Source organism: Bacillus sp. SDLI1 (assembly GCF_001553895.1).
GTDB classification, from domain to species: Bacteria; Bacillota; Bacilli; order Bacillales; family Bacillaceae; genus Bacillus; species Bacillus siamensis.
The window spans coordinates 3991760-4017982 of record NZ_CP013950.1; the positions used below are offsets into that span (position 1 = coordinate 3991760).

At 46.5% G+C, this 26223-nt stretch carries 28 protein-coding genes; 23 read left to right on the forward strand and 5 right to left on the reverse strand.

All coding sequences use genetic code 11. The features are described 5' to 3' along the window. Positions 1-22: 22 nt before the first annotated feature. The 16 genes from mgsA to AUL54_RS19565 all read left to right on the forward strand — a co-directional run bounded on the left by mgsA (position 23) and on the right by AUL54_RS19565 (position 15067). On the forward strand, positions 23-436 hold the full coding sequence (mgsA, locus tag AUL54_RS19495) for a methylglyoxal synthase (RefSeq protein ID WP_060964907.1): 414 nt from the start codon (positions 23-25) through the stop codon (positions 434-436). Beyond that, positions 429-1142 (forward strand): bacillithiol biosynthesis deacetylase BshB1, encoded by a 714-nt coding sequence (gene bshB1, locus AUL54_RS19500; RefSeq protein ID WP_060964908.1) that lies wholly within the window; start codon positions 429-431, stop codon positions 1140-1142. Before mgsA ends, bshB1 begins: the two co-directional genes overlap by 8 nt. After that, positions 1139-2272: an N-acetyl-alpha-D-glucosaminyl L-malate synthase BshA gene (gene bshA, locus AUL54_RS19505; protein WP_045927208.1), complete on the forward strand. Its 1134-nt coding sequence runs from the start codon at positions 1139-1141 to the stop codon at positions 2270-2272. The genes bshB1 and bshA overlap by 4 nt, the downstream gene beginning before the upstream one ends. 4 nt (positions 2273-2276) lie before the next feature. Next, on the forward strand, positions 2277-3467 hold the full coding sequence (locus AUL54_RS19510; protein ID WP_060964909.1) for a CCA tRNA nucleotidyltransferase: 1191 nt from the start codon (positions 2277-2279) through the stop codon (positions 3465-3467). Further along, positions 3452-4429, forward strand: a complete 978-nt coding sequence (locus AUL54_RS19515; protein ID WP_060964910.1) for a biotin--[acetyl-CoA-carboxylase] ligase — start codon at positions 3452-3454, stop codon at positions 4427-4429. Before AUL54_RS19510 ends, AUL54_RS19515 begins: the two co-directional genes overlap by 16 nt. A gap of 244 nt (positions 4430-4673) precedes the next feature. Then, positions 4674-5507 carry a 3-methyl-2-oxobutanoate hydroxymethyltransferase gene (gene panB, locus AUL54_RS19520; protein WP_016939076.1) on the forward strand — a complete coding sequence of 278 codons (834 nt, stop codon included), beginning with the start codon at positions 4674-4676 and terminating at the stop codon, positions 5505-5507. 3 nt (positions 5508-5510) lie between these two features. Continuing rightward, a complete protein-coding gene (panC, locus tag AUL54_RS19525; protein WP_060964911.1) occupies positions 5511-6371 on the forward strand; it encodes a pantoate--beta-alanine ligase in 861 nt (286 codons plus the stop codon). 1 nt (position 6372) lies between these two features. Beyond that, on the forward strand, positions 6373-6756 hold the full coding sequence (gene panD, locus AUL54_RS19530) for an aspartate 1-decarboxylase (protein WP_045927211.1): 384 nt from the start codon (positions 6373-6375) through the stop codon (positions 6754-6756). A 121-nt stretch (positions 6757-6877) separates the two neighbouring features. Next, on the forward strand, positions 6878-9664 hold the full coding sequence (dinG, locus tag AUL54_RS19535; protein ID WP_060964912.1) for an ATP-dependent DNA helicase DinG: 2787 nt from the start codon (positions 6878-6880) through the stop codon (positions 9662-9664). 147 nt (positions 9665-9811) lie between these two features. Beyond that, complete coding sequence (locus AUL54_RS20955; protein ID WP_003153512.1) at positions 9812-9982, forward strand: YpmA family protein; 171 nt, start codon at positions 9812-9814, stop codon at positions 9980-9982. A 9-nt stretch (positions 9983-9991) separates the two neighbouring features. After that, a complete protein-coding gene (gene tseB / locus AUL54_RS19540; protein ID WP_060964913.1) occupies positions 9992-10477 on the forward strand; it encodes a cell wall elongation/penicillin-binding protein regulator TseB in 486 nt (161 codons plus the stop codon). A gap of 22 nt (positions 10478-10499) precedes the next feature. Beyond that, complete coding sequence (locus AUL54_RS19545; protein ID WP_060964914.1) at positions 10500-11681, forward strand: pyridoxal phosphate-dependent aminotransferase; 1182 nt, start codon at positions 10500-10502, stop codon at positions 11679-11681. Between the two features lie 134 nt (positions 11682-11815). After that, positions 11816-13108, forward strand: coding sequence for an asparagine--tRNA ligase (gene asnS, locus AUL54_RS19550; protein ID WP_060964915.1), 1293 nt, complete (start codon positions 11816-11818; stop codon positions 13106-13108). A gap of 94 nt (positions 13109-13202) precedes the next feature. Continuing rightward, entirely contained in the window at positions 13203-13901 is a 699-nt protein-coding gene (dnaD, locus tag AUL54_RS19555) for a DNA replication protein DnaD (protein WP_060964916.1), read from the forward strand. An 18-nt stretch (positions 13902-13919) separates the two neighbouring features. Next, on the forward strand, positions 13920-14579 hold the full coding sequence (gene nth, locus AUL54_RS19560; RefSeq protein WP_016939068.1) for an endonuclease III: 660 nt from the start codon (positions 13920-13922) through the stop codon (positions 14577-14579). After that, positions 14576-15067 (forward strand): YpoC family protein, encoded by a 492-nt coding sequence (locus AUL54_RS19565; protein WP_060964917.1) that lies wholly within the window; start codon positions 14576-14578, stop codon positions 15065-15067. The genes nth and AUL54_RS19565 overlap by 4 nt, the downstream gene beginning before the upstream one ends. Before the next feature lie 77 nt (positions 15068-15144). Here AUL54_RS19565 and AUL54_RS19570 read toward each other — a convergent pair whose 3' ends face one another. Then, positions 15145-17925, reverse strand: a complete 2781-nt coding sequence (locus tag AUL54_RS19570; protein WP_060964918.1) for a PBP1A family penicillin-binding protein — start codon at positions 17923-17925, stop codon at positions 15145-15147. A 38-nt stretch (positions 17926-17963) separates the two neighbouring features. After that, the gene (gene recU / locus AUL54_RS19575; protein WP_029575375.1) at positions 17964-18572 is read right to left on the reverse strand and encodes a Holliday junction resolvase RecU; all 609 of its coding nucleotides are present in this window, start codon (positions 18570-18572) and stop codon (positions 17964-17966) included. A gap of 41 nt (positions 18573-18613) precedes the next feature. Here recU and AUL54_RS19580 point away from each other — a divergent pair, with 41 nt between their 5' ends. Then, positions 18614-19576 carry a DUF2515 domain-containing protein gene (locus AUL54_RS19580; protein ID WP_032864901.1) on the forward strand — a complete coding sequence of 321 codons (963 nt, stop codon included), beginning with the start codon at positions 18614-18616 and terminating at the stop codon, positions 19574-19576. 38 nt (positions 19577-19614) lie between these two features. Here AUL54_RS19580 and sspM read toward each other — a convergent pair whose 3' ends face one another. Next, positions 19615-19719 (reverse strand): acid-soluble spore protein SspM, encoded by a 105-nt coding sequence (sspM, locus tag AUL54_RS19585; RefSeq protein WP_016939063.1) that lies wholly within the window; start codon positions 19717-19719, stop codon positions 19615-19617. Between the two features lie 204 nt (positions 19720-19923). Here sspM and AUL54_RS19590 point away from each other — a divergent pair, with 204 nt between their 5' ends. Both AUL54_RS19590 and AUL54_RS19595 read left to right on the forward strand, forming a co-directional pair. Then, complete coding sequence (locus AUL54_RS19590) at positions 19924-20169, forward strand: DUF5446 family protein (protein WP_016939062.1); 246 nt, start codon at positions 19924-19926, stop codon at positions 20167-20169. A 45-nt stretch (positions 20170-20214) separates the two neighbouring features. Beyond that, the gene (locus tag AUL54_RS19595) at positions 20215-20583 is read left to right on the forward strand and encodes a YppE family protein (protein WP_060964919.1); all 369 of its coding nucleotides are present in this window, start codon (positions 20215-20217) and stop codon (positions 20581-20583) included. A 37-nt stretch (positions 20584-20620) separates the two neighbouring features. Here the strand turns inward: AUL54_RS19595 and AUL54_RS19600 are convergent, their stop codons facing one another. Continuing rightward, on the reverse strand, positions 20621-20803 hold the full coding sequence (locus AUL54_RS19600; RefSeq protein ID WP_003153532.1) for a YppF family protein: 183 nt from the start codon (positions 20801-20803) through the stop codon (positions 20621-20623). Between the two features lie 187 nt (positions 20804-20990). On the opposite strand from AUL54_RS19600, the gene AUL54_RS19605 reads away from it, so the two are divergent. After that, positions 20991-21461: a YppG family protein gene (locus AUL54_RS19605; protein WP_060964920.1), complete on the forward strand. Its 471-nt coding sequence runs from the start codon at positions 20991-20993 to the stop codon at positions 21459-21461. Between the two features lie 29 nt (positions 21462-21490). On the opposite strand, the gene AUL54_RS19610 is transcribed toward AUL54_RS19605, so the two are convergent. Beyond that, a complete protein-coding gene (locus tag AUL54_RS19610; protein WP_045927220.1) occupies positions 21491-21904 on the reverse strand; it encodes an Hsp20/alpha crystallin family protein in 414 nt (137 codons plus the stop codon). A gap of 137 nt (positions 21905-22041) precedes the next feature. Between AUL54_RS19610 and AUL54_RS19615 the strand changes: the two genes are divergently transcribed. The 3 genes from AUL54_RS19615 (at position 22042) to AUL54_RS19625 (ending at position 26151) form a co-directional block, all read left to right on the forward strand. Beyond that, positions 22042-22548 carry a PTS sugar transporter subunit IIA gene (locus AUL54_RS19615; RefSeq protein ID WP_016939058.1) on the forward strand — a complete coding sequence of 169 codons (507 nt, stop codon included), beginning with the start codon at positions 22042-22044 and terminating at the stop codon, positions 22546-22548. Positions 22549-22646: 98 nt separating this feature from the next. Continuing rightward, positions 22647-24893, forward strand: coding sequence for a DEAD/DEAH box helicase (locus AUL54_RS19620; protein ID WP_060964921.1), 2247 nt, complete (start codon positions 22647-22649; stop codon positions 24891-24893). Positions 24894-24912: 19 nt separating this feature from the next. Then, on the forward strand, positions 24913-26151 hold the full coding sequence (locus AUL54_RS19625) for a ribonuclease H-like domain-containing protein (RefSeq protein WP_060964922.1): 1239 nt from the start codon (positions 24913-24915) through the stop codon (positions 26149-26151). The last annotated feature ends 72 nt before the right edge of the window (positions 26152-26223 follow it).

The following is a 26223-nucleotide window of genomic DNA, read 5'->3' on the forward strand; positions in this document are numbered from 1 at the left end:
TCGGCAAGGGGGAGAACATCAAATGAAAGTCGCTTTGATTGCTCACGATAAAAAAAAGCAGGATATGGTTCAGTTTACGACCGCATATAAAGATATATTGAGCCGCCATGAGTTATACGCGACAGGCACGACAGGCTTAAAAATCCAGGAAGCGACCGGATTGTCCGTTGAACGTTTTCAATCCGGCCCGCTCGGCGGAGATCAGCAAATCGGGGCGTTAATTGCGGCGAATGCTCTTGATCTCGTCATTTTTCTGCGGGATCCGTTAACTGCGCAGCCTCACGAACCGGATGTATCGGCGCTGATCCGGCTGTGTGACGTATATGCGATCCCGCTGGCCACAAATATGGGAACAGCGGAGATTCTCGTCCGTACGCTGGACGGCGGGGCGTTTGATTTCCGCAATCTTGTGCGCGGAGGAGAGCCGAATGTCTGAACACGTTGATATTCTTGCGTTCGGCGCCCATAGCGATGATGTCGAGATTGGTATGGGCGGCACAATCGCAAAATTTACGGTCCAAGGAAAAACCGCTGTGATATGCGATCTGACCGAGGCCGAGCTGTCATCTAACGGAACGGTAAGTATCAGAAAAGAAGAAGCGGCGGAGGCCGCCCGAATTCTCGGCGTGAAAGAGAGAATTCAGCTTACGCTTCCTGACCGCGGGCTATTGAAAAGCGAGGACAGCATCCGCCGGATTGTCAGTGTCATCAGAGCATGCCGGCCGAAAGCCGTTTTCATGCCTTATCCGAAAGACCGCCATCCGGATCACGGCAATGCGGCGGCATTAGTCGAAGAGGCGGTATTCTCAGCGGGAATTCATAAATATAAAGATCACCGGGAACTGCCGGCTCACAAGGCTCAAAAAGTTTACTATTATATGATTAACGGATTTCACCGTCCGGACTTTGTAATCGACATAACGGAAACCATCGATCTGAAAAAAGAAAGCCTGCACGCCTATCAAAGTCAGTTTATTGCAACGGCGCAGTCAGTGAACACACCGCTGACAAACGGTTATATCGAAATGGTGGAAGCGCGGGAAAGACTGTATGGCAAAGAAGCCGGGACGGGGTATGCCGAAGGTTTCTTTTCAAAACAGCTTCCCGTTTTGAATGATGATGTTTTTGGGGGCGGACAATGAGACCATTAAAAATAGGGATTACATGCTACCCGAGTGTCGGAGGCTCGGGTATTATTGCGACGGAACTCGGCAAGCTGCTTGCGGAAAAGGGGCACCAGGTTCATTTCATCACATCAAGCATCCCGTTCAGATTAAATACATATCATCCGAATATTCATTTTCATGAAGTGGAGGTCAACCAATACGCGGTATTTAAACATCCGCCTTACGACCTTTCATTGGCGAGCAAAATCGCCGAGGTTGCCGCAAGGGAAAATCTTGATATCATCCACGCGCACTATGCGCTCCCGCATGCAGTATGCGCTTATCTCGCCAAACAGATGCTGAAGCGCGACATCGGCATTGTTACGACGCTTCACGGTACGGACATTACCGTTTTAGGGTATGATCCGTCATTAAAAGATTTAATCCGGTTTGCCATTGAAGCGTCCGACAGAGTGACCGCTGTATCAACCGCGCTTGCCGGGGAAACATATGATTTAATCAAGCCGGATAAAAAAATTGAGACCATTTACAACTTTATTGATGAACGTGTTTATCTTAAGAAAAATACAGAGAGTATAAAAGAGAAGCACGGTATTTTGCCGGATGAGAAAGTCGTCATCCATGTTTCCAACTTCAGAAAGGTAAAACGCGTGAAGGATGTTATCCGTGTTTTCCGTAATATCGCAGCCAAAACAAAGGCGAAGCTTCTGCTTGTCGGCGACGGACCGGAAAAGTGCGTCGCTTGGCAGCTTGTCGAGAAATACGGCCTGCAGGACCAAGTGCTGCTCCTCGGAAACCAGGACAGGGTGGAAGAGCTGTATTCCATCAGTGACCTTAAGCTCCTTCTTTCTGAAAAAGAAAGTTTCGGACTCGTGCTTCTGGAGGCGATGGCCTGCGGCGTGCCGTGCATCGGAACGAATATCGGCGGAATACCGGAAGTGATTAAAGATCAAGTAAGCGGTTTTCTGGTGGAAGTCGGCGATATTCAGGCGGCTTCTGAAAAAGCGCTTGCCGTTTTAGAAGACAAACAGCTCAGCAAACGTTTGACTGACCATGCGCTGAAAATGGTGGAAACCGCCTTTTCTTCGCAACGAATCGTCAGTCAGTACGAACGAATTTATGATGAATTGGCAGGACCGGAGTGATCTTATGGAACAGGAATTTGTCAAAGCCCTCCCCATCCTTCACCATCTGATAAAGGCGGGCCACCAGGCCTACTTTGTCGGGGGAGCCGTCAGAGACAGCTATATGAAACGAAAAATAGGTGATGTGGACATCGCGACAAGCGCTTCGCCGGATGAGGTGGAGCGCCTCTTTGAGCGGACCGTCGATGTCGGCAAAGAGCACGGCACCGTAATCGTCTTATGGGAAGATGAAACATATGAAGTCACCACCTTCCGCGCCGAATCAGAATATAAGGACTACCGGCGCCCTGAAGCCGTCCGGTTCATTACATCTTTATCAGAAGACTTAAAGCGGAGAGACTTAACGATTAATGCAATGGCGATGTCTGCCGAAGGAGAATTGCTTGATTATTTCGGAGGCGTTCGTGATATCGCGCAAAAGCTGATCCGTACGGTCGGGAACCCTGAAGACCGTTTTCGGGAAGACGCTCTGCGGATGATGAGAGCCGTCCGGTTTATGAGCCAGCTCGGCTTTCTGTTAGAGAAAGAAACAAAAGAGGCCGTCATAAAAGACAGGGAGCTTTTGGCGCACGTATCAGTAGAACGAAAGACCGTCGAGTTTGAAAAGCTGCTCGTTGGCGCATCTTCAAAAGAAGCGATTCAAACAATGGTGCAGACAGGCCTGATACAAGAGCTGCCCGGCCTTTCTGATTATGAGAAGCAAATGCTTGAAGCGAGCGGATATCCGTTTTCCTCCTTAGATGCGCGCGAAGAACGCTGGGCAGCGCTGTTATTATTTCTCGGTCTTTGTCCGAAAAGCGCCGAACCGTTTTTAAAACAATGGAAACTGCCGGGAAAAGTCATAAAAAAAGCAGTGCAGATCATAAGCGTTTATCCGGCGCAGCTTGAAGCCCAGGCGATGTACCGGGCTGGAGATGCGCTGTTTTCAGCCGTTAAAATCGAAATGCTGAAAAAGCATAAGACGGTTGATGAACAAAAGCTGAAAGAGATTCGGAGCCTGTATGAGCAGCTGCCGATCAAAAGCCTTCGTGACCTCGACATTTCAGGCGCTGATCTGATGGAGCTCAGAAACCGCCGTGCGGGTAAATGGATTGCCGAAGAACTTAGCCGGATTGAAGAAGCGGTATTGGCAGGGAAGCTCTCCAACCGAAAACATGACATAAAGGAGTGGCTCGCATCATGGGATCAACATTAAGAACCCGATTAATTGATTTATTTTCTGAGGCGGGTGACGGCTTCATCTCCGGGCAGAAAATAAGTGACGCGCTCGGCTGTTCGAGAACCGCCGTTTGGAAACATATAGAAGAGCTCCGCAAAGAGGGCTATGAGGTTGAGGCGGTCAGACGAAAAGGGTACAGGCTCATTAAAAAACCGGGGAAACTCAGCGAATCTGAAATCCGCTTCGGGCTGAAAACAGAGGTTATGGGCAAACAGCTGTATTACCGGGACGTCCTGCCGTCCACCCAAAAAACCGCCCATGAACTGGCCAATGACGGCTCGCCGGAAGGAACACTCGTAGTTGCCGATAAACAAACGGCAGGCAGAGGAAGAATGTCCAGAGTGTGGCATTCTCAGGAAGGAACCGGGATTTGGATGAGTCTCATCCTGAGACCGGAAATTCCTTTGCAGAAAACGCCGCAGCTCACTCTGTTATCTGCCGTTGCGGTCGTTCAGGCCATCGAATCCTTTACCGGTGTACAGCCCGCTATTAAGTGGCCGAATGATTTAATGATTCACGGCAAAAAGGCCGTCGGAATCTTAACTGAGCTGCAAGCGGAAGAAGACCGTGTCCGTTCGGTCATTCTCGGCATCGGAATCAACGTGAACCAGCGGGAAACCGATTTTCCCGGCGAGCTTCAGGACATTGCGACAAGCCTCAGCCTGGAAGCCGGCGAAAAAATTGACAGAGCCGGTCTGATACAAGAGATTCTGCTGACTTTTGAAAAACGCTATCAGGATTATCTGAAGCACGGCTTTACACCGATCAAGCTGTTATGGGAAAGCTATGCGGTTGGATTGGCGAGTGAGCTCAGAGCGAGGACGCTGCAAGGGACGTTTTACGGGAAATCGCTCGGCATTGATGATGAGGGGGTCCTTCTTTTGGAAACGAAAGACGGAATAAAGAAGATCTATTCTGCCGATATTGAGCTCAATTAATCTTAGTTGGTACAAGCCTCGTGAATTTGGTATACTTCCTATGGGCAGTATCATAATGAACTGCACCTGATCAGCAGAACAGAGATTACGAAAAGTCTGCCTTGATCCAAAAAAGGACTGGGACAGAGGGATGACATTCGCTGAACGTTAAACAAGTGGAAATCCTTCTTATTTTACAGAAGGCTTTTTTGCTTGCGAAGAATTGGCGGATCATCTCCTCACCGTTTAGAGGAGGAGAAACAGAATGAAAACAAAACTGGATTTCATGAAAATGAAGGAAAACGGAGAGCCGATCGTGATGCTGACCGCTTACGATTATCCGCAGGCAAAACTGGCGGAACAGGCTGGAGTCGACATGATTTTAGTCGGAGATTCGCTCGGAATGGTCGTGCTCGGGCTCGATTCAACCGTCGGCGTAACGGTCAGTGACATGATTCACCATACAAAAGCGGTAAAACGCGGTGCGAAAAATACGTTTATCGTAACCGACATGCCGTTTATGTCTTACCACCTTTCAAAAGAAGATACATTGAAAAATGCCGCGGCCATTATTCAGGAAAGCGGCGCAGACGCGTTAAAGCTTGAAGGCGGAGACGGCGTTTTCGAATCCATCCGCGCGCTGACACTCGGGGGAATTCCTGTCGTCAGCCATTTAGGCCTTACACCGCAGTCTGTCGGAGTGTTAGGAGGATATAAAGTGCAGGGAAAAGATGAGCAAAGCGCGAAAAAGCTCATCGAAGACAGCGTGAAATGCGAACAGGCGGGAGCGATGATGCTCGTGCTTGAATGTGTGCCTGCTGAACTGACCGCAAAAATAATAGAAGAAGTATCCATTCCCGTCATCGGAATCGGAGCCGGTTCAAAAGCTGACGGCCAAGTTCTTGTTTACCATGACGTCGTCGGCCACGGCGTGGACAGAACACCGAAGTTCGTGAAGCAATATGCCAAAATCGACGGCGCGATTGAATCTGCGCTCAGCGGTTATGTGCGTGATGTGAAAGAACGGGTTTTCCCGGAAGAAAAGCATTCTTTTCAGATCAACCAAACTGTGCTGCAAGGCTTGTACGGAGGAAAGTAAGCGATGAAACAACTGACAGAAACTCAACAGCTGAAAGAACTGATTGCGCAATACCGCTCAGAAGGCCGGACGATCGGATTCGTCCCGACAATGGGTTTTCTTCATGAAGGGCATCTGACGCTGGTTGAAAAAGCAACCAAAGAAAACGATATTGTCGTGATGAGCATCTTTGTCAATCCGACTCAATTCGGACCGGGTGAGGATTACGAAGCATATCCGCGTGATTTAAACCGTGATGCCCGGCTTGCAGAACAGGCGGGGGCAGATGTATTGTTTACGCCGTCTGCAAGTGACATGTATAAAGGCGAGCAAAATGTTGCCGTGCATGTAAAAAGAAGAACTGACGTGTTATGCGGCGCCTCCCGCATCGGTCATTTTGACGGAGTGGCCACTGTGCTGACGAAGTTTTTCAATCTCGTTAAACCGACCCGCGCCTACTTCGGCCTGAAAGATGCCCAGCAGGCAGCGGTTGTGGACGGATTGATTGAGGATTTCTTTATGGATATCGAATTGGTTGCGGTGGATACGGTCAGAGAAGAAGACGGACTTGCTAAAAGCTCTCGCAACGTCTATCTGACTGAGCAGGAACGAAAAGAAGCGCCGATGATCTATAAAGCATTGCAAAAAGGCGCCGAACTGATCAGAGACGGTGAAAGAAACCCGGAAGCCGTCATAAAAGCCGTCAGCAGCGTCATCGAAAACACTAGCGGCGTCATTGATTATGCCGAATTGTACGCTTATCCTGAACTGACTCCGCTTAAAACGTTAAACGGCAAGATTATTCTGGCCTGTGCCGTTCAATTTTCTAAAGCAAGACTGATTGATAATATCATTATTGATATTGATGAATGGGAGAGATTATAATATGTACCGCACTATGATGGCCGGAAAACTGCACCGCGCTACCGTGACGGAAGCCAATTTGAACTATGTCGGCAGCATTACGATTGATGAAGATCTTTTGGATGCCGTCGGAATGCTCGTTAATGAAAAAGTTCAAATTGTGAATAATAACAACGGAGCGAGACTTGAAACGTATATTATTCCCGGTAAGCGGGGGAGCGGCGTGATCTGTTTAAACGGAGCTGCCGCCCGCCTCGTCCAACCAGGAGATAAAGTCATTATTATTTCTTATCAAATGATGTCTGATCAGGAAGCAAAAAGCCATCAGCCGAAGGTGGCGGTTTTGGACGATCAGAATAAAATCGAGCAGATGCTGGGCCAGGAGCCGGCGCACACGATTTTGTAAAAGAGCCCCCTTCATGGGGGTTTTCTTTTAAGATTCAGGGGCAAAAGCTGTTTTTCCGCTCCATTTCTCAGCAAAACGTGTTACACTTTTCTCGTATGCAAGAATTGAGGTGTCCATTTTAATGAACAAGCAACGGTTCGTTGTCATAGATGTCGAAACAACAGGAAATTCGCCGAAAAAGGGCGATAAAATCATTCAAATCGCAGCGGTTGTCATTGAAAATGGACAAATAACTGAGCGGTTTTCAAAATATATCAATCCGAATCAGGCCATTCCGCCGTTTATTGAACAGCTGACCGGAATTTCATCCGGTATGGTTGAAAATGAACTGCCGTTTGAAGCGGTCGCAGAAGAGATTTTTCATCTGCTTGACGGCGCGTATTTTGTTGCCCACAATATTCATTTTGATCTCGGATTTGTCCGGCATGAACTGAGCGAAGCGGGCTATGAGCTGCCGGATTGTGAAGTGCTTGATACGGTTGAGCTCTCACGTATTGTTTTTCCGGGGTTTGAAGGGTATAAGCTCGGTGAATTGTGCACGGAGCTGAATATTGTACATGACCGGCCTCACCGCGCAGACAGTGATGCGGAGGTTACGGGGCTGATCTTTTTAGACATTTTACATAAACTGAAACATTTGCCTTTGCCGACGTTAAAGCAGCTTAGAAGGCTTTCACAGCATTTTATCAGCGATTTGACGCTGCTTTTGGATTCTTTTATACATGAAAGCAGACCGGCGGCAGAAGAAAGCTGCATTCCATACGGGTCTTTTTCAATTAAAGAGCCCGAACAAATTCCGGCTTCCCGTCCGGTGAGTGCTGCCATTGACCTTGAAAAATGGAACGATGAAAAAGAACAGCTCTTATCTGACATCATCCCCCGCTATGAAAAGCGGAAAGGGCAGCTTGCGATGATGGATGAAGTGCTTGGCGCCTTCTGCAACCGGGAGCATGCGCTGATAGAAGCGGCGCCCGGCATCGGAAAAACAATCGGTTATCTCGTTCCGGCTGTCTTATTTGCTAAAGCGGAACAGACTCCCGTCATTATCAGCACGTACTCTACTCTTTTGCAGCAGCAGATCATGTCTAAAGATATTCCGCTTTTGGAGCGTATGTTTCCATGGCCGGTTAAGGCCGCTGTTTTAAAAGGGAAATCGCATTATCTGTGCTTACGCAAGTTTGAACATATACTGCATGAGGAAGATGACAACTATGATGCGGTTCTGACGAAAGCACAGCTTCTTGTCTGGCTGACAGAGACTGAAACGGGCGACGCCGCCGAGCTGAATCTTCCTTCAGGCGGCAGATTGCTGTGGGAGCGCATGTCTTACGATGAGGATTCTTTTTTGAAAAAAGGGAACAACTCCGCCGCCGAATTTTATGAACGGGCAAAAGAAAAAGCGCAGGCCGCAGATCTGATTATCACCAACCATGCTTTGCTGTTTGCAGATCAAAGCAGTGAAACAAAAAAACTGCCCGCAAGCGGAACGGTCATCATTGATGAAGCGCATCATTTCGAACGGGCCGCCAGCGAGCATCTGGGGCGGAGAGCTTCGTACATCGGGCTGCACACAAAGCTCAGCCGAATCGGAATATTAAAAGAACACGGGCTGTTAAAGCGGATGAGAAAACTGTTTTATACGTATGAATTGCCGGCCGACAGTTTTTTTGACGCCGATGAGTGGATGAAGCATATTCAATCTGAAAGTGACGCATTTTTCAGTTCGGTGCATTCTTTTGTCAAACGAAGAAAACCTAAAGACGATCTGAACCGTCTCGTCTATAGTCTGAATCATAAAAGCCAGGATAAAGGCCTTTACATGATAACGGACGGAGCGGAGCGGCTTTGCGCGATGCTGGATCAGCTGCTCGATGTGTTTTCAGTACAGGAGAAACTGTTGCATCAAAAGCTTGATGAGATGAAGAGCGGAGCGGCTTTTTTAGCGGCCGAGTATGTAAAATGCATCAGGGGGCTGAAAGAATATCGCGATACGTTCAGCAGGCTGCTGTTTGAAAATGATGAGAAAGAAGCCGTTTGGATTGAAATTGATGCCAAGGGCGCAAAAAACGCCGTCAGCATCTATGCACAGCCGCTGGAGCCCGGTGAAATGCTGGCAGACCAGTTTTTCGCCCGCAAAAAAAGCGTAGTGCTCACATCAGCGACCTTAATGGTGGAGCAGTCTTTTCAATTTATGATTGAAAGGCTCGGACTGTCGGATTTTTATCCGCGCACCAAAAGCATCCCGTCTCCTTTTTCTTATGATGATCAGATGAACGTCATCATTCCGAAAGAGATGAAATCCCTCAAATATGACGGAGAGCGGGAAGTCATTGAGCATATTGCCAAGTATGCTGAAATCATGTCAAAGGGAAAACAGCCGAAGATCCTTATCCTGTTTACGTCTCATGATATGCTGAAAAAAGTGTATCAGGAATTGAAACTCAGTATGGAGATCTCAGGCATTCAGCTTCTCGGCCAGGGCATCTCGGGCGGAAGTCCCGGTAAATTAATGAAAACCTTTAAAACGGCAAGCCGGGCGATTTTGCTCGGGACGAATCATTTCTGGGAAGGTGTTGATTTTCCGGGGGATGAATTGTCAACCGTCATGATTGCAAGGCTTCCTTTCCGGGCGCCTGATAATCCGCTTCATGCCGCAAAATGTGAATTCGCCAAGAAGCAGGGGAAAAACCCGTTTCAGACGATTTCTCTGCCTGAGGCCGTGTTAACGTTCAGGCAGGGAATCGGGCGCCTGCTCCGTACGGCGGGAGACAAAGGAACGATCGTTCTTTTAGATCAGCGTGTAAAGACGGCGGGGTACGGACGGCTGTTTCTTGATGCGCTCCCGACTTCATCCCTTTTGGAACTGACGGATGCCGAACTCGGGGATTACGTCAGCCAAACGGAATAAAAGCCGCATAAACGCGGCTTTCGTGGTGTGGGATGAGGAATTGTTTATATGGTAAAAGCGGGTTCATGCCGCCTTGTGATTTTATTATGCCGCGCGTGCATCCCGTTATGACTAACAAAATTTGTTCGACCGATGGAGGGTATAAAAATGGAAAGCAAAATTGAGATTCTTTCTACAATTAATGTGGAGCATTCAGATGATTTATATAAAATCGTCGATACATTAAACCGGACTTTGAAAAGAGATAATCTGATGTTCGGACTGGCGCTTGATGAAGAAAATCAAAATGAAGCGGTCTTCACCATTTATCGCACATAGGTGAAAAAGATGAGAAAAAAAGCGTTAATATTTACAGCCGTATTTGGTATTATTTTTTTAGCGGTTCTTTTATTTTCGGCCGGCATTTTTAAATCTGCAATGGCTCAAAAAGAGGAAGGCCACGACACAGCAGCCGCAGCCGCTAAAGAAAAAACGGATCTGACAGATGCTGAGAAAGTGGAAACCTTTGTCGGTAAACAGAAGTATTACGTTGTGTCCGGAACGGATAAACATGGAAAAGACATGTATGTATGGGTCCCGGCCGGCAAAAAAGCAAAAATTCTCTCGAAAAAAGCCAGTGACGGCATTTCAAGCAGCAAGGCTGCCAAAATCGTTCAAGACGCAGGGCTTGTTTCAAAGCTGAATGACGTTCACCCGGCGAGAGAAAACGATGTCCTGCTGTGGGAAGTGACCTACATCAACAAAAACGGGCAGTATAGTTTTAGCTATGTGGACTTTACAAGCGGCAAGATTCTCAAAAACATCACACCGTGAGACGTATTAGGGGGAGTTCAAGTTGAAATTGGCAAAAAGAGTATCCGCATTAACACCGTCTGCAACACTTGCAATTACCGCAAAAGCGAAAGAGCTGAAAGCAGAAGGCCATGATGTCATCGGCCTCGGAGCAGGAGAACCTGATTTTAATACGCCTCAGCACATTATAGATGCCGCGGTGCGTTCCATGAATGAAGGCCACACAAAATATACGCCTTCAGGCGGTCTGCCGGCCTTGAAAGACAGCATCGCTGAAAAATTCAAAAACGACCAGGGAATTGAATATAAACCGTCAGAAATCATTGTCTGCACCGGAGCGAAACACGCCCTGTACACATTATTTCAGGTTATTCTCGATGAAGGAGACGAAGTGATTATACCGACTCCTTACTGGGTAAGCTATCCTGAGCAGGTGAAATTGGCAGGAGGACGTCCCGTCTATGTGGAAGGACTGGAGGCCAATCAGTTTAAAATTTCACCGGAGCAGCTGAAGCAGGCGCTCACTGAGAAAACAAAAGCAATCATTATCAACTCACCGAGTAATCCGACAGGTGTCATGTATACGAAAGAAGAGCTTAGTGAACTCGGAAAAGTGTGTCTGGAGCATGACATTCTGATCGTTTCTGACGAAATTTATGAGAAGCTTACATACGGAGGAAAAAAACACGTCTCAATCGCACAGCTTTCCGATGAATTGAAAGAGCAGACGGTCATCATCAACGGCGTGTCGAAATCCCACAGCATGACGGGCTGGAGAATCGGTTATGCGGCGGGATCTGAGACGATTATTAAAGCGATGACGAGCCTTGCGAGCCACAGCACGTCAAATCCGACGTCCATCGCTCAATACGGCGCCATTGCGGCATATAACGGGCCTGCTGAACCGCTGGAAGAGATGAGACAGGCATTTGAGCACAGACTGAATACCATCTATGCTCAGCTCAGCGAAATTCCCGGATTTACCTGTGTCAAGCCTGAAGGGGCATTTTACTTGTTCCCTAACGCCAAAGCGGCAGCAGAAAACTGCGGATTCAAAGATGTTGATGAATACGTGAAGGCGCTTCTGGAAGAAGAAAAAGTCGCCATCGTACCGGGCTCGGGCTTCGGCTCACCGGACAACGTCCGTTTATCTTACGCAACGTCACTTGATCTTTTAGAAGAAGCGGTCGAAAGAATCCGCCGCTTCACGGAAAAACATAGCTGATTCTGAAAAAGCGGCTTTTGAAGCCGCTTTTCACCTGCATTGACCCCGTAAGAGTAGAACGGGTATAATAAAGTGATGAAAAAAGAGATTCAGGCAGATTCCTGAATGTCTTTCTTGTTCTGGAGGGAAAGATTTTGAAAACAACAATCAACCAAGTGTATAAACACACAGGCGAGGAAGTAACGATTGGAGCTTGGGTCGCAAATAAACGCTCAAGCGGTAAAATCGCATTTTTACAGCTGAGAGACGGTACCGGCTTCATTCAGGGAGTTGTCGTCAAAGCTGAAGTTGAAGAAAACATCTTCCAAATCGCGAAATCAGTGACGCAGGAAACGTCACTTTACGTAAAAGGGATTGTGAAAGAAGACGAGCGTTCACCGCTTGGCTATGAGCTTGCAGTCACATCCATTGAAGTCATTCACGAAGCGACCGATTATCCGATTACACCTAAAGAGCACGGCACGGAATTTTTAATGGACCACAGACATTTGTGGCTCCGTTCGAAACGCCAGCACGCGATTATGAAAATCCGCAACGAAATCATCCGTGCGACTTATGAATTTTTCAACAAAGAAGGTTTCGTGAAAGTTGATCCGCCGATTTTGACGGGAAGTGCTCCTGAAGGCACGACTGAGCTGTTTGCGACAAAATATTTTGATGAAGACGCCTTCTTGTCTCAAAGCGGCCAGCTGTATATGGAAGCTGCTGCAATGGCGCTGGGAAAAGTATTCTCATTCGGACCGACATTCAGAGCGGAAAAATCAAAAACGAAACGCCATCTCATCGAATTCTGGATGATTGAGCCCGAAATGGCATTTGTTGAATTTGAAGAAAACCTTGAAGTTCAGGAGAATTATGTTTCTTACATTGTACAAAGCGTGCTGGAGCATTGTAAGATCGAGCTGAACACACTGGGAAGAGACACGTCCAAATTAGAACAAATGAAAGCGCCTTTCCCGCGCATTACGTACGATAAAGCGATCGAGTTCCTGAAAGAAAAAGGATTCGACGATATTGAATGGGGAGATGACTTCGGTGCGCCGCATGAAACAGCGATTGCAGAAAGCTATGACAAACCGGTGTTTATCACTCATTATCCGACTTCATTAAAACCGTTTTATATGCAGCCTGCCAAAGATCGTGACGATGTCGTGCTATGTGCCGATTTAATTGCTCCGGAAGGCTACGGGGAAATCATCGGCGGATCTGAACGCGTTCACGATATGGATTTATTGGAAGAAAGATTAAAAGAACACGGTCTGGATTCAGATGCTTACAAATGGTATGCTGAACTCAGACAATACGGTTCTGTTCCGCACTCAGGCTTTGGCCTCGGACTTGAGCGGACAGTGGCTTGGATCAGCGGAGCGCCTCACGTGCGTGAAACAATTCCGTTCCCGAGACTTCTGAACCGTCTGTATCCGTAATAGTTTTAAAAAACGAAGTCTCCTGCAAGGGAGACTTTTTCTAAGTAAAGGGGAAAGCTCCCGGAGATAACCTTTTACAGTAAGAGGTGTAAGGATGAAAAAACAGCAATTTATAGATATGCAGGAACTCGGCATTTCAAGCATTCCCAACCTGCTGCTGACACATTACCGGCAGCTCGGTCTGAATGAAACCGAATTGATTCTGCTTTTAAAGATTAAAATGCATTTGGAAAAGGGTTCTTATTTTCCGACGCCGTTTGAACTGCAGTCAGGGATGTCCATTTCTGCTGAAGAATGTACAAGCTGCCTGAGAATGTTCATTCAAAAAGGTTTTCTGTTTATTGAAGAATGTGAAGACCATAACGGCATAAAGTTCGAAAAATATTCTCTGCAGCCGTTATGGGCGAAGCTGTATGATTACATGCAGCATTCACAAAATGAAACGCAGGAAAGAACGTCAGAAAGAGAACAAAAAAGCCTGTACACCATCTTTGAAGAAGAATTTGGAAGGCCGCTGTCTCCGCTTGAATGTGAGACGCTGGCCATATGGCAGGACCAGGATCAGCATGACGCGATTTTGATTAAACATGCGCTAAAAGAAGCTGTCTTATCAGGAAAGCTCAGTTTTCGCTATATTGACCGGATTTTATTTGAATGGAAAAAGAACGGCTTCAAAACGGTTGAGCAGGCGAATGCGCACAGCCAAAAATTCCGGCGTGTTCAGACGAAACAAAATGAACCGCAAAAAGAGTATACGAGACAGGTGCCTTTTTACAATTGGCTGGAACAGTAACTTGAGAAGGGGAGAAACGTGTTAAATTTAAAGCAGATTGAATATTGTCTTGATAAAATCGGTGATATGTTTCCGCACGCAGAATGTGAACTTGTCCATTCAAATCCTTTCGAACTGGTTGTGGCAGTCGCTTTATCTGCGCAATGTACGGATGCTCTCGTCAACAGAGTGACAAAAACGCTATTTCAAAAATATAAACGGCCTGAAGATTATCTTGCCGTCCCGCTGGAAGAATTACAGCAGGATATTAAATCAATCGGCCTGTACCGAAATAAAGCCAAAAATATTCAAAAACTGAGCAAAATGATCATCGAAGAGTACGGCGGAGAAGTGCCGAAAGACCGGGATGAGCTTGTGAAGCTGCCGGGTGTCGGACGGAAAACGGCAAATGTGGTCGTATCCGTTGCTTTCGGCGTACCGGCAATCGCTGTGGACACTCATGTGGAACGTGTCTCGAAAAGGCTAGGCATCTGCCGCTGGAAGGACTCTGTATTGGAAGTAGAGAAAACATTAATGAAAAAAGTGCCCAAAGAGGATTGGTCTGTCACACATCACAGATTAATATTTTTCGGGCGGTATCATTGTAAAGCGCAATCTCCCCGCTGTGCGGAATGTCCTTTGCTTTCGTTATGCAGGGAAGGGCAAAAGCGTGACAAAAAAGGGCTGGTGAAACGGTGACGGCGATTAATATTCTGGCAGGCTATGAAACATACTTGCGCAGTCTTACGGATCTGGATAGCTTAGAGGTCAAAGCGGCTTTGCGCCGGCATCCGCTGTATATGGATTTCAGCAGTCAGCCAAAAGTGCAGCCGTGGACGGAAAGGAGCGAATATGTTCCGTTTCTTTTTCAGATTTGGAACGAAACGAAAGAAGCGCTGCTTCCTGTTTTTCAAACAAGAAAATCCAGGTGTGATCAAAATGATATGCTGAAGGGGATTGCCTGTCTGATTGCCGCGTTTCATTGGACGGCAGGGGAGCGGGTCACCTCACTCGATTGGTCTGTGCTTGAAACCAAGCATTTTCCCGCGGAGCCGATTAATTGGGCGGAGAGAGTGGCATTTATTTTAACAAAACCGACTCAATTTCACTCGTTTATTCAGCTGGACGAATTGATGACGGAGATGAAAAAACAATATCATAAATATGAAGCTATGAACAAATCATAAAAACCTCCTTATAAGAAAAGGAGGTTTTTTTGTATGAAAAAAATCCTTCACCTGTTTGAGGTGAAGGATTCCGTCCGCTAATGAGCGGGATTTGACTGGATGGTTGACGAATTGGACTGCCCGTTGACATTTGAAGATGAGTCTTGGTTTTTGTCCTTCTGGCCGCTGTCAGGTTTTTTCGAACCGTCTGAACCGGTATCGGAACCATTATCAGAGCCGTTATCTTGCTGTCCGTTGTTATCCGTCCCGTTACCAGGCTGATTCGGATTGTTATTATCCGTTTGATCCTGATCGGATTGATCCGGATTTTTATTCGGGTCATCGGTTGGTGATTGATCCGATCCGTCTGACGTATCTGTCTGATTATCGTCTGTTTTCGAATCATCGGTTTGGGTCTTGTCTTTATCCTTATCATCAGGTTTCTGTTCATCGTCAGTCGTTTTATCTTTATCTGCATTGTCTTCTTCATCTTTCGGAACTTTGAAAGATGCTGATGCCGTATCGCTTTTTCCGTCATCATTTTCCGCTGTCACCTGGAAGCTGTATGTGGAGCCAGGGGTGACATCTGAGACGACGGCTTCTTTTGCCGAACTGTTTTGAATGTCACTGTAACTTCCGCCGTCAACGGATTGTTTGACATTGAATGTTGCATCGCCGTCATAATCCCAGCTTAAAGTTAATGATTTTTTATCTTTGTCGTATTTCACTTGCAAGCCAGTCGGTTTATCTGCTTTTTCTTTCGCGTACGTTTTAGAAACGGCAGTAGGTTCCGTTCCTTTCACGAAGTACTCCGTCACTTTTTTATCATCCGGCGTGTTTGGTCCGGCTAAAGCGGCAGGATTCGAGCCTTTCTCAACTGTTTCTTTTACGACGCTGTCAGGCTGCTTGAAGCTTCCTTTACCGTCATCAACGTATGAGATCAGCTTTTGGAAAATCCGTTTTGCAACTTGCTGGTCTGCAGAAGACAGTGATTTCTTGCCTGCTTTGTTGCCAGACTCAACACCGGTCCAAACCGCCGCTGTATATTGAGGGGTGTAGCCGACAAACCATGAGTCCGGAACTCCGCCTGGAGCAATGTTATATTTTTGAATATCACCTTTAGTGAAGTTTGTCGTACCCGTTTTACCGGCGACTTCCACATTCGGTACTTGAGCCAGTTTACCCGTTCCTGACTGCACCACTGTTTTAAGCATATCGGTAATCATGAACGCCGTGTAATCGCTCATAGCACTCTTCGGTTTCGGTGTTAAATCAAGCTTAGTGCCGTCATTGAATTCAATCGATGTGACCGCGTGCGGTTCATTGTACGTTCCGTTATTTCCGAACGCACTGTAGGCGCCTGCCATGGTCATAGTAGATACACCGCGGTTATCATCCCCAAAACCGCCGATAGAATAGGGCTCATATACTTGATCTTTGTTTAAACCTAATCCCAGGTCGTTTGCAAAGTCCACGGCATTATCCTTTCCAACTGCTTGGAATGCTTTTAAAGCAGGGATATTACGTGAGTCTGCGAGGGCCTCTCGCATTGATATCTGGCCTCTGTATCTATTGTCATAATCATGGATCGGTGTGCCGTTAGAGTACGTATATGCAGAATCGTCAATCTGCTCATACGTCGACCATTTTTTATTTTCAATGACCGGGCCGTAATCAAGAATCGGTTTTATCGTTGAACCTGGCTGGGTTTTACCTTGTGTTGCATAATTGAATCCCCCAGTAGTTCTATTCCGACCTGCTCCGATGGCGCGGATTTCTCCGTTTGTCGTATCAAGGAGGGTGACGCCGCCCTGCATGCCTTCGGTAAAGCCGGCCGTGTCGCCGTTCATCAATTGGTCAAGATAATCTTGTGCTTTCGTATCAAGGGTCGTGTAAATTTTTAATCCGTCAGTTGAAATATCGACGTCTTTCTTTTCTTTTGTCTCAATTTCTTTCATGACTTCTTCGACAAAAGCGCTGTATTTATTTGTGTCCTTTTTATCGTATTCCTTTTGGCTGACGACGCCTTCATCTTTCATGGACACTTTCTTCGCTTTTTGGTATTCAGAATTTGAAATGAATCCTTGTTTTTCCATTAAGCTGAGAACGATGTTCCGGCGTTTTTCGGAAGCCTTCGGGTTTTTAACCGGGTTATATCCGGTCGGGCTTTGCGGCATTCCGGCAAGCGTGGCCGCCTGTTCAACCGTAAGCTTGCTCAAATCTTTTACGCCGAAGAATTCTTCAGCCGCCTTACCGACGCCGTAGGCGCGCGGTGAGAAATAAATTCTGTTTAAATACATTTCTAAGATTTCATCTTTAGAATAATGGCGCTCCAGCTGCAGTGAAAGCCACACTTCCTGTGCTTTCCGCTTAATCGTTTTTTGATGGGTCAAAAGCGAGTTTTTCACAACCTGCTGGGTGATCGTGCTTCCTCCCTCTGAACCGAAACCATCCGTAAAGTTGGCGACCAAGGCGCCGCCGATCCGGATCGGGTCTATTCCGTGGTGCTTATAAAAACGGGCGTCCTCTGTTGCGATAAATGCTTCTTTCACAACATCGGGTATATCTTTAATCGGGACGTAGGTTCGTTTTTCGCCGCCCACTTCCGCGATTTCTTTGCCGTTTTTATCGTAAATTGTTGAAGAGTAAGGCGTTTTCAGCTTGGCTTCGTCCAAAGACGGCGCACCGGAAACTAAAACGGCAAATGCCGCGGCTCCGCCGACTATGCCAAGGACAAACAGAATAACCAAAGACAGCACAATCTTTTTGAATAAACCGCCTTTACGCTGTTTCTTTCCTTTTTTCGGTGAAGAAGACTTGGGGCTTTTCGTCTGCCTAGCCTTGCGGCGTTCTTCACGGCTCTTAAATTGATCTGACATAACATCTCAACCTTTCGTTAATCAACCTTTCGCTCAGTCTACTGTCCCTGCGAAAAATAAAGCTGTTCAATAATACTAATATAATCAATTCTCGGTGAGTATCCAAGGGAAATCGGAAAGGAAGCATCTTCTAATTCGTCTTTGCGAATCGACTTTCTGCCGTTGTTCTCCTTTCTCTCCCAAAAGACAAACAGCTTGTCGGCCTCGAGGAAATAAACCTTTTCGAAAGCGGATATAATAACAAAACAAATGCCGTCTTGCCTGACCACCTGCTTCATGTGCTCAATTTGATGGTCATGAAAATTCTGCAGGGGAAATGCCGTTTTGTTTTTTGTTTCTTTTGCTTCGAAATCAATGTAGCGCCCTTTATAAATCCCATTGTAATCGGTTGTCGAAGACTGCTTAAAATAAGCCTCCTTAATGACTGCGGCGCTTCTTTTCGGATAATGGACGTTTACAATCTGGACGGGTGTCGGCTTTTTGTGAATGACCGCAATTTGGTTAGCCAGATAATACTTATTCGTTTCATTCAGGTCGTCTTCGAGGGTCATGCCGCGATTACTGTATGAATGGGACCGTTTCTGGCTGTTTTGGGATGAAACCGTTTTGTTCGGCTGAAAAGTTTTTCCATTCGGATACCGAATCACTTTTTCCATCCTCCTTATCAAACTCATAGTGACGGAAGTGAATGAACGTGCATAAACGACAGACCGTAACCGCCATTCTTCATCAGATCGAAAAAGAGACGAAAATAAAAAATGCCGATAACATTTCCCGGACAAATGCCTATAAAGCATATTATGACCGCCATCCTGAGATCAAATGGCCGCTTTTGGCATCTTTTGTGTCCCGTAATGCGGGCTGGTCGATGACTGATTTAAGAGGCGTCCTTTATCAGGAAGGTCTTGACAGCAGGCAGAAAAACTGGTTTTTCCTCTCGTATGAGAGGGCGAATTGGCTGATTTTTTCTGATGCCTATCCTCAGCTTCTGATCTACCAGTGGTCAAAACAGATCGGCGAACCTCTTTTCTGTCATCTTCCTTATTTCCGCGTCTCGGCTTTCATGCAGGAAGAATGGCTCCGCTTTTGGCGTGACGGAGATACGGAACGGCTCATGTATGCTCTTATTATAAATGAACAAAACACTATCCAAGCACCTATTATACAAAATCCTTCGTTTAAAAAGAATGTTTTTGGTACGATTCCTTTTTATTTAAGTGATTGGTTTCACTTTAACACGGTGATATTCCCCTCATTTGACGGATGTTTATACGGAATTTCCGTCAAACGGTTTTCAAAAACAGAAGAAAGAATTACGCTCGGAAAACAGCTTGCCCGTCTTTTATTCAGTCCTGATCTTCACGCTTCTTTTTACCGTTTTCTCGATACCGTTCCACATACCGGCTCGCGCTTTGATATGGAGAAAATGATCGGCATCAAAAAAAGAACGTCACCGATGCTGAGGACAACTTATCCGATTGTTGCCCACTCATTAGACGGCAAAAAGGCGGATTGGTTTCAAAAAAGGTTAAGGAAAGGGGCTTTTTTACAGGAGAAAATGCCGAAACAGCTTGAACTGACGGACTGGTATTTACAGAAAAGGCGGGAGCTCCACGCGCTTTTTGCGGTTAAAGAGTGGCTTAAAAAATAAAAAGCCCGAAACCGTTCGCTGCGGTTTCGGGTGGTGTCTTACGTAGAAGGGCGGTTTGGGCCGCCTAATTTTTTATCAAGCGTATCAGTCGTTTTTGATTCGTTTTTTTGCTGTTTACCTGCATTTTTCGGTCTCGTTTTCATACGGCACCTCCTCAACTGTATCGTTTGCATTAACGTGCCGGTTCATACAAAGTTTGCGGCAATTTTTTGTCGAAAAGTCCGTCTTTTAGGTTAATCTCTGTTTGTTTGCCGAACTGCTTCTAGTTTTGTCAGGTGCGGAGGAGAGCGGTATGAAAACGAGAATTATATCAGGAGAGACGCAAGTGACAAAAGGGAGGAACATGAATGTCTGTTTACACGAGTAAGGCTGATATTCTCCGTCTGCTTTCTGATATCGAAGTCCGGATTTCTGCCGCTGAAAAGACTCTTACACAGGCAGTTAAGTCCTGTCAGGCGGAAGCTGAAGAAATCAGGCAGGACCGGCTTGCCCGCATTGAAGAAGAGGCCCGCGAGCTTCATGTTTGCATTGATGATCTGTTTTTGACTGACCGTCGTAAAAAGGATTTGCCGAGAGCCTGCCGGATCAGCTGATTTTATGTGAAAACTTTGGTACGATATGTACTGAGGTGAGTCCGTTTGCAGACACAGTCGTTATTGGAACTGACAGTACAAATGATAGAGGCGGCTCTTGAAGCCGACAGAAGATATCAGGAAGGAAAAGAAACCGGCCGTTCATATGATTTTTTTGACGTGATTAAACCCGATGTTGAAAAAAAAGACCGGCTTTGTGCGATTTGGACTGAAGCAGCGCTTGCGTTTATTCAGGAAAACCGTCCGAAATACGTTCATCACGCCCAAATTCAGGCTGTTTCAGAAAATTTCGGAGAGCTGATGCTCCAATCATATGTTCATCATATTCATAAAAAAAGATACAAGGATCTAACTGAATCTGTTTTATATACGCTTCGTATATTGAGGGATGAAATTGAAAAAGAAGGCAGCTGAAACAGCTGCCTTCTTTTATATAAAGGGGTCGGGTATGTTATTCATACGCCGGGTTTTCTGCTCCACTTGCTTCGAGAACCTTCATACTGTTACGAAATTCGGTTGCGGTGAGATGGCCTTGAATATAGAGGAACTTGGCAAAGTCCATCAGTTTATCTGCACAATCTGTTTCATATTTTTTCACTTCTGCAAAACGTTTTCTTAAGTATGATACGTTCATAATGGTGCATCCCCTCTCATGTATGTTGAGATTATGTTAACACAACGATTCGACTTTTTTCTGTTTTTAAAAAATTAAGACTTTCGACAGCATTTGACAAAGATGAGGCTTTCCAAAAGCACATAACCAAGGCGGGATTCATACATATATAGAAGAAACTAAGCGAGAGGCACAGGGGGAATGTCATATGCAATGGAGAGCGCAGCCGTATCAAAATATGTACCAGCAGCCGGCGGGATATGTCTATCCGCAGCAGATACAGCCGCTGCAGCAGCCGAATCAGCAGCCGATGCAGCCATTACAGCCGCAGCCGTATCCGCAGCAAATACAGCCATTGCAGCCGCCGCCGTATCATCAGCAAGGGCAGTTTCCGCCGCAATTTTATCCGAATCAGGAATACGGTCATATGCAGCAGCCGTACACTCCCGCCCCGCCTCAGGCAGGCATGCCCGGGGGGCCGCCGGGATTTGTGAATCCTTACCCCGTTCCCAGACCGAATCAGCAGCAGCCTTCCCAATTCTCAGGGATACTCTCACAGTTTAAAAAGACAAATGGACAGTTTGACTTTAATAAAATGATAGATACAACGGGGCAGATGGTAAGCGCCGTAAACCAGGTCGGATCGCTGGTGAAAGGATTTACCAGTATCTTTAAATAAAAAGCATGAATGATATCTATCATTCATGCTTATTTTTTAGGTAAAAAGATGGTAAGCGTGTGCTCATTCCAGGATGTTTCCATATCTTCTTCACGCACCTCATAAGGGAGGACGACGGTTCTTGTCATGCTTGAAGACACATGGGAAGAATGGGCTTGCTTGTGATCGTGCCGGATTGTCACGTGGAGGTAGCACCCTTTCGTTTCCACCAGCATATCCCCGTCACGGAACGTCGGAGGGACGCTGATGTCAACCGCAAGGCCCGAGGGCTCTTCTCTGACGTCAATCGTTACTTGTGCTTCAGTAAAAGCAGAATTGACAAGATGCTGAAAACCCTGCATCAATTCTGAGAAGGGGCCTGAGTGAAAAAATTGATCCATCGCATGGCTGAGGATGTCTTCATTTCTTTCTAAATAACGTTTATCGTCTTCATTTTGTTCCATAGGATCACCGCCTTTTTACAACAGACTATGCACTGGTATCCCGTATGGTTAAGAATTGAAGGAAAAAAGAAAGTATGGTTAAATAGTGGAGAATAAACTGGTAACGGACTCACATTTAGGAAGGGGAGCACAACACATTGCTGAAAAAATTATTCGGATTGGGAGACAGCCGGAAAAAGCCGGCCGAGGAAGTGATTTTTTCTCCGGCTGACGGAGCGGTGATGGATTTGGCTTCAGTGCCGGATCCTGTATTTTCACAAAAAATGATGGGAGACGGGATCGCCATCGAACCTGCAAACGGAGATATTGTTTCACCGGCTGAGGGTGAAGTGATTCAGCTGTTTCATACAAAACACGCAGTCGGCATCCGCACCCTTTCCGGAGCGGAACTTTTGATACATGTCGGTTTGGATACCGTCAACATGAACGGAGAAGGCTTTGAAGCACACGTAAAAGAAGGAGACAAAATCAAGACAGGCGACCTGCTTTTAACCTGCGATCTGGATTTAATAAAAGAAAAAGCAAGCAGCACCGTCATCCCTATGGTCATTATGAACGGCGATGCCGCGGAGCCTTTGCAATTTGCAGGCGCAAATGAAGCGAAAAAAGGACAAACAGAGCTTTTTACAATAAAAATGAAGTAGGCAGGGGCTGATTCCCTGCTTTTTTTCTTGTACAGTATTTTCATCTAGCCAGGCAAACAAATATTCGGTAAACTGTACCTCATAAAGAGGTGTGAACGATGAAGAAAAAATCACTGAGCGAACTGATTCAGGAATTAAAAGATCACGAAAATATTGTGCATTGGCATGAAGAGGAACCGCGGGAGGCTAAAACCATGCCAATGCCCGATCAAGTGGACCCGAAGATCCGGGCGGCTCTCGAAAAGAGGGGAATCGAACGGCTCTTTACCCATCAATACTCCGCTTTCCGGACGGTTCAAAACGGAGAAAGCATCGTGGCCGTCACACCGACGGCCTCCGGAAAAACTTTGTGCTATAATCTTCCGGTTCTCCAGTCTATTGCGGAAGATTCCACAAGCCGCGCGCTTTATTTATTTCCGACAAAGGCGCTTGCGCAGGATCAAAAAAGCGAACTGAACGAAATCATAGATGAGATGGGCATGGACATCAAAAGTTTTACTTACGACGGCGATACCTCTCCGGCCATCAGGCAGAAGGTCAGAAAGGCCGGACACATTGTGATTACTAATCCCGATATGCTTCATTCAGCCATTCTTCCCCATCATACAAAATGGGTGAGTCTGTTTGAAAACCTGAAATATATCGTCATTGATGAATTACATACGTACCGCGGCGTATTCGGCAGCCATGTGGCAAACGTCATCCGCCGCTTAATGAGAATCTGTGCCTTTTACGGAAGCACGCCGTCATTTATCTGCACATCCGCAACAATCGCCAATCCGAGGGAATTGGCGGAGCAGCTGACGGGAAATCCTGTCAGGCTGATTGACGACAACGGCGCTCCGAGCGGAAGAAAGCACTTTGCTTTCTATAATCCGCCGATTGTGAATAAACCGCTGCATATTCGAAAAAGCGCCACCGTGGAAGTGAACGAGCTAGCCAAAACATTTCTGAAAAATAAGATCCAGACGATTGTTTTTGCAAGAAGCCGCGTCAGGGTTGAAATTATTTTAAGCCACATTCAGGAAATCGTAAAAAAAGAAATCGGCGCGAAGTCTGTCAGAGGCTATCGCGGCGGATATCTTCCGAAAGAAAGAAGAGAAATAGAGCGGGGATTAAGAGACGGCAGTATTCTCGGTGTTGTCAGCACAAATGCGCTGGAGCTCGGCGTTGATATCGGCCAGCTTCAGGTCTGCGTGATGACGGGATACCCGGGCAGTGTCGCGAGTGCGTGGCAGCAGGCGGGCCGGGCCGGACGGCGGCAGGGGGAGGCGCTGATTGTGATGGTCGCGAACTCTGATCCGATTGACCAATATATTGTGCGCCACCCTGATTATTTCTTTAAACGCTCGCCTGAATCTGCACGGATTAATCCTGATAACCTCATTATACTGGTCGATCATCTGAAATGCGCGGCGTATGAGCTGCCTTTCAGAGCCGATGAAACATTCGGAGAAAATGAGGCAAAAGACATTCTCGAGTATTTAGAAGAAGAAGGGGTGCTTCATGAAAATCGTGAACGATATCACTGGGCGAGCGATTCATTTCCCGCTTCAAACATCAGTCTTCGTTCGGCCTCGCAGGAAAACGTGGTCATCGTGGACCAATCAGAGACGGCCGATGTAAAAATTATCGGAGAAATGGACCGCTTTAGCGCGATGACGCTGCTTCATGATGAAGCGATTTATCTTCATGAAGGGGTGCAATATCAGGTTGAAAAGCTTGATTGGGAGCACAAAAAAGCATACGTGCGAAAAGTCGATGTCGAATATTATACGGATGCCAATTTAGCGGTGCAGCTGAAAGTGCTGGAAATCGACAGAACGGACAGCAGAAGGGAAACGGCCATCCATTTCGGGGACGTGACCGTGAATGCCCTTCCGACGATATTTAAAAAAATAAAAATGACGACATTTGAAAATATAGGATCAGGACCGATTCATCTTCCTGAAGAAGAGCTGCATACAAGTGCAGCCTGGCTTGAATTAAAAGAGACGGATTCTGAGATCGGCGAAAAAACGCTTGAGCAGCTGCTTTTAGGCATTGCTCACGTCCTGCAGCATATCGTGCCTGTATACGTCATGTGCGACCGAAATGACGTGCATGTCGTGCCGCAGATCAAAGCAGCTCATACGGGACTGCCGACAATCTTTTTGTATGATCATTATCCGGGCGGAATCGGACTTGCTGATGAAGTATATAAACGATTTGATGAAATCAATGAAGGGGCTAAGCGTCTGATCAGACAATGTCCATGTCAAGACGGATGTCCTTCCTGCATCGGCTCCGAAATAGAGGGAATAGATGCAAAGAAAGCGATTCTCCGGCTCTTGAATTACGTGTAAAAGAAAAGGGGGACGAAAGATGTCCTTGAAAAATAAATTAAAGCGGATGAAAAACCACCTGAATATTCCGGAAGCTGAAATAAAGCCTGCTGCTTCTTCGCTTTCGGACCCGGATATTGAAGTCCCGTTTAGAGAAGAATGGGAGGCATTCGGAGTTAAGCCTTTCTTCTTTGAGGATGAATACTGTCTTATCCGCGAAACCGTTTATCCGCTTTCGCACCGCCACGGACGGTACAGCTTCAGTGAACTTGATGACGTCATGGCGTTATGGAATAAAGGCGGTTTGACACATACTTTATCAGCCGAAGGATACGAAAAGAGCCAGCTGTTTTTCTTTGATACTGAAACGACCGGACTCGGCGGCGGGGCCGGCAATATGATCTTTTTGCTCGGTCATGCGAGGGTATATGAAGACCGTGTCACAGTCAAACAGCATCTGCTCCCCAAGCCGGGAAACGAGGCGGCTCTTTACCAAAGCTTTTTAAGTGAGGTTGACATTACGTCCCTTGTTACGTATAACGGCAAAGCCTTTGATTGGCCTCAGGTCAAAACAAGACACACATTGCTTCGGGACAGGCTTCCGAAACTTCCTGAATTCGGCCACTTTGATCTTCTGCACGGGGCGAGACGGCTTTGGAAACATAAACTGGAGCGTGTATCGCTTTCAGCGGTTGAAAATGAAGAGCTTGCCTTTAAAAGAGATGAAGACACGCCCGGGTATTTGGCGCCGATGCTGTATTTCCAATTTTTAAAGGCGGAAGATCCCGATCTTTTAAAGGGAGTGCTCCTGCATAATGAACAAGACGTGCTCTCCCTTATTGCTCTTTACATCCATATGTCAAAAAAGATTTTTGCTTCCGCTGATCAGACGTCAGAACATCAGGAAGCCTACGCCATGGCGAAGTGGTTTATCGCCCATAAAGAAACCGATCGGGCTGTTTCACAGCTGGAAGCGCTGCGAGGCAAAGCCTTTGAAGATTCGGATCGGGCCCTTTTTGACTTAGCGATGCTTTATAAAAAACAAAACCGCAGGCAAGACGCAGTGCCCCTTTGGGAGGAACTGACGGGCTCTGATCTTCACATATGCAGACATCAATCAGCGGTTGAGCTGGCGATCTATTTTGAGCATCATGCAAAAGATTTCAAAAAAGCTCTGCAGGCCGCGCAGCTGGCCGCAAAAGACGGGGAAATATCGGAAAAAGAAGCCGAGAAACTCCATGTGAGAATTGCTCGGCTGAAGAGGAAATATTCCTCTTGAAATATTGCCCGGGAAAGCGCAAAAGCCGAGCTGTTTCGCCAAAAATATTTTTTTCTGAATCAGCATCGATTT

Bases quoted from the DNA above. Each gene is read 5' to 3' on its own strand.
- AUL54_RS19515 (WP_060964910.1), top strand. From the start codon at position 3,452: ATGGGATCAACATTAAGAACCCGATTAATTGATTTATTTTCTGAGGCG.
- AUL54_RS19600 (WP_003153532.1), bottom strand. From the start codon at position 20,803: ATGAACGTATCATACTTAAGAAAACGTTTTGCAGAAGTGAAAAAATAT.
- bshB1 (WP_060964908.1), top strand. From the start codon at position 429: ATGTCTGAACACGTTGATATTCTTGCGTTCGGCGCCCATAGCGATGAT.
- panB (WP_016939076.1), top strand. From the start codon at position 4,674: ATGAAAACAAAACTGGATTTCATGAAAATGAAGGAAAACGGAGAGCCG.
- AUL54_RS19625 (WP_060964922.1), top strand. From the start codon at position 24,913: ATGTCCTTGAAAAATAAATTAAAGCGGATGAAAAACCACCTGAATATT.
- AUL54_RS20955 (WP_003153512.1), top strand. From the start codon at position 9,812: ATGGAAAGCAAAATTGAGATTCTTTCTACAATTAATGTGGAGCATTCA.
- AUL54_RS19590 (WP_016939062.1), top strand. From the start codon at position 19,924: ATGTCTGTTTACACGAGTAAGGCTGATATTCTCCGTCTGCTTTCTGAT.
- AUL54_RS19605 (WP_060964920.1), top strand. From the start codon at position 20,991: ATGCAATGGAGAGCGCAGCCGTATCAAAATATGTACCAGCAGCCGGCG.
- dinG (WP_060964912.1), top strand. From the start codon at position 6,878: ATGAACAAGCAACGGTTCGTTGTCATAGATGTCGAAACAACAGGAAAT.
- AUL54_RS19610 (WP_045927220.1), bottom strand. From the start codon at position 21,904: ATGGAACAAAATGAAGACGATAAACGTTATTTAGAAAGAAATGAAGAC.
- tseB (WP_060964913.1), top strand. From the start codon at position 9,992: ATGAGAAAAAAAGCGTTAATATTTACAGCCGTATTTGGTATTATTTTT.
- dnaD (WP_060964916.1), top strand. From the start codon at position 13,203: ATGAAAAAACAGCAATTTATAGATATGCAGGAACTCGGCATTTCAAGC.
- bshA (WP_045927208.1), top strand. From the start codon at position 1,139: ATGAGACCATTAAAAATAGGGATTACATGCTACCCGAGTGTCGGAGGC.
- sspM (WP_016939063.1), bottom strand. From the start codon at position 19,719: ATGAAAACGAGACCGAAAAATGCAGGTAAACAGCAAAAAAACGAATCA.
- mgsA (WP_060964907.1), top strand. From the start codon at position 23: ATGAAAGTCGCTTTGATTGCTCACGATAAAAAAAAGCAGGATATGGTT.
- AUL54_RS19570 (WP_060964918.1), bottom strand. From the start codon at position 17,925: ATGTCAGATCAATTTAAGAGCCGTGAAGAACGCCGCAAGGCTAGGCAG.
- panC (WP_060964911.1), top strand. From the start codon at position 5,511: ATGAAACAACTGACAGAAACTCAACAGCTGAAAGAACTGATTGCGCAA.
- AUL54_RS19510 (WP_060964909.1), top strand. From the start codon at position 2,277: ATGGAACAGGAATTTGTCAAAGCCCTCCCCATCCTTCACCATCTGATA.
- panD (WP_045927211.1), top strand. From the start codon at position 6,373: ATGTACCGCACTATGATGGCCGGAAAACTGCACCGCGCTACCGTGACG.
- AUL54_RS19620 (WP_060964921.1), top strand. From the start codon at position 22,647: ATGAAGAAAAAATCACTGAGCGAACTGATTCAGGAATTAAAAGATCAC.
- AUL54_RS19580 (WP_032864901.1), top strand. From the start codon at position 18,614: ATGAACGTGCATAAACGACAGACCGTAACCGCCATTCTTCATCAGATC.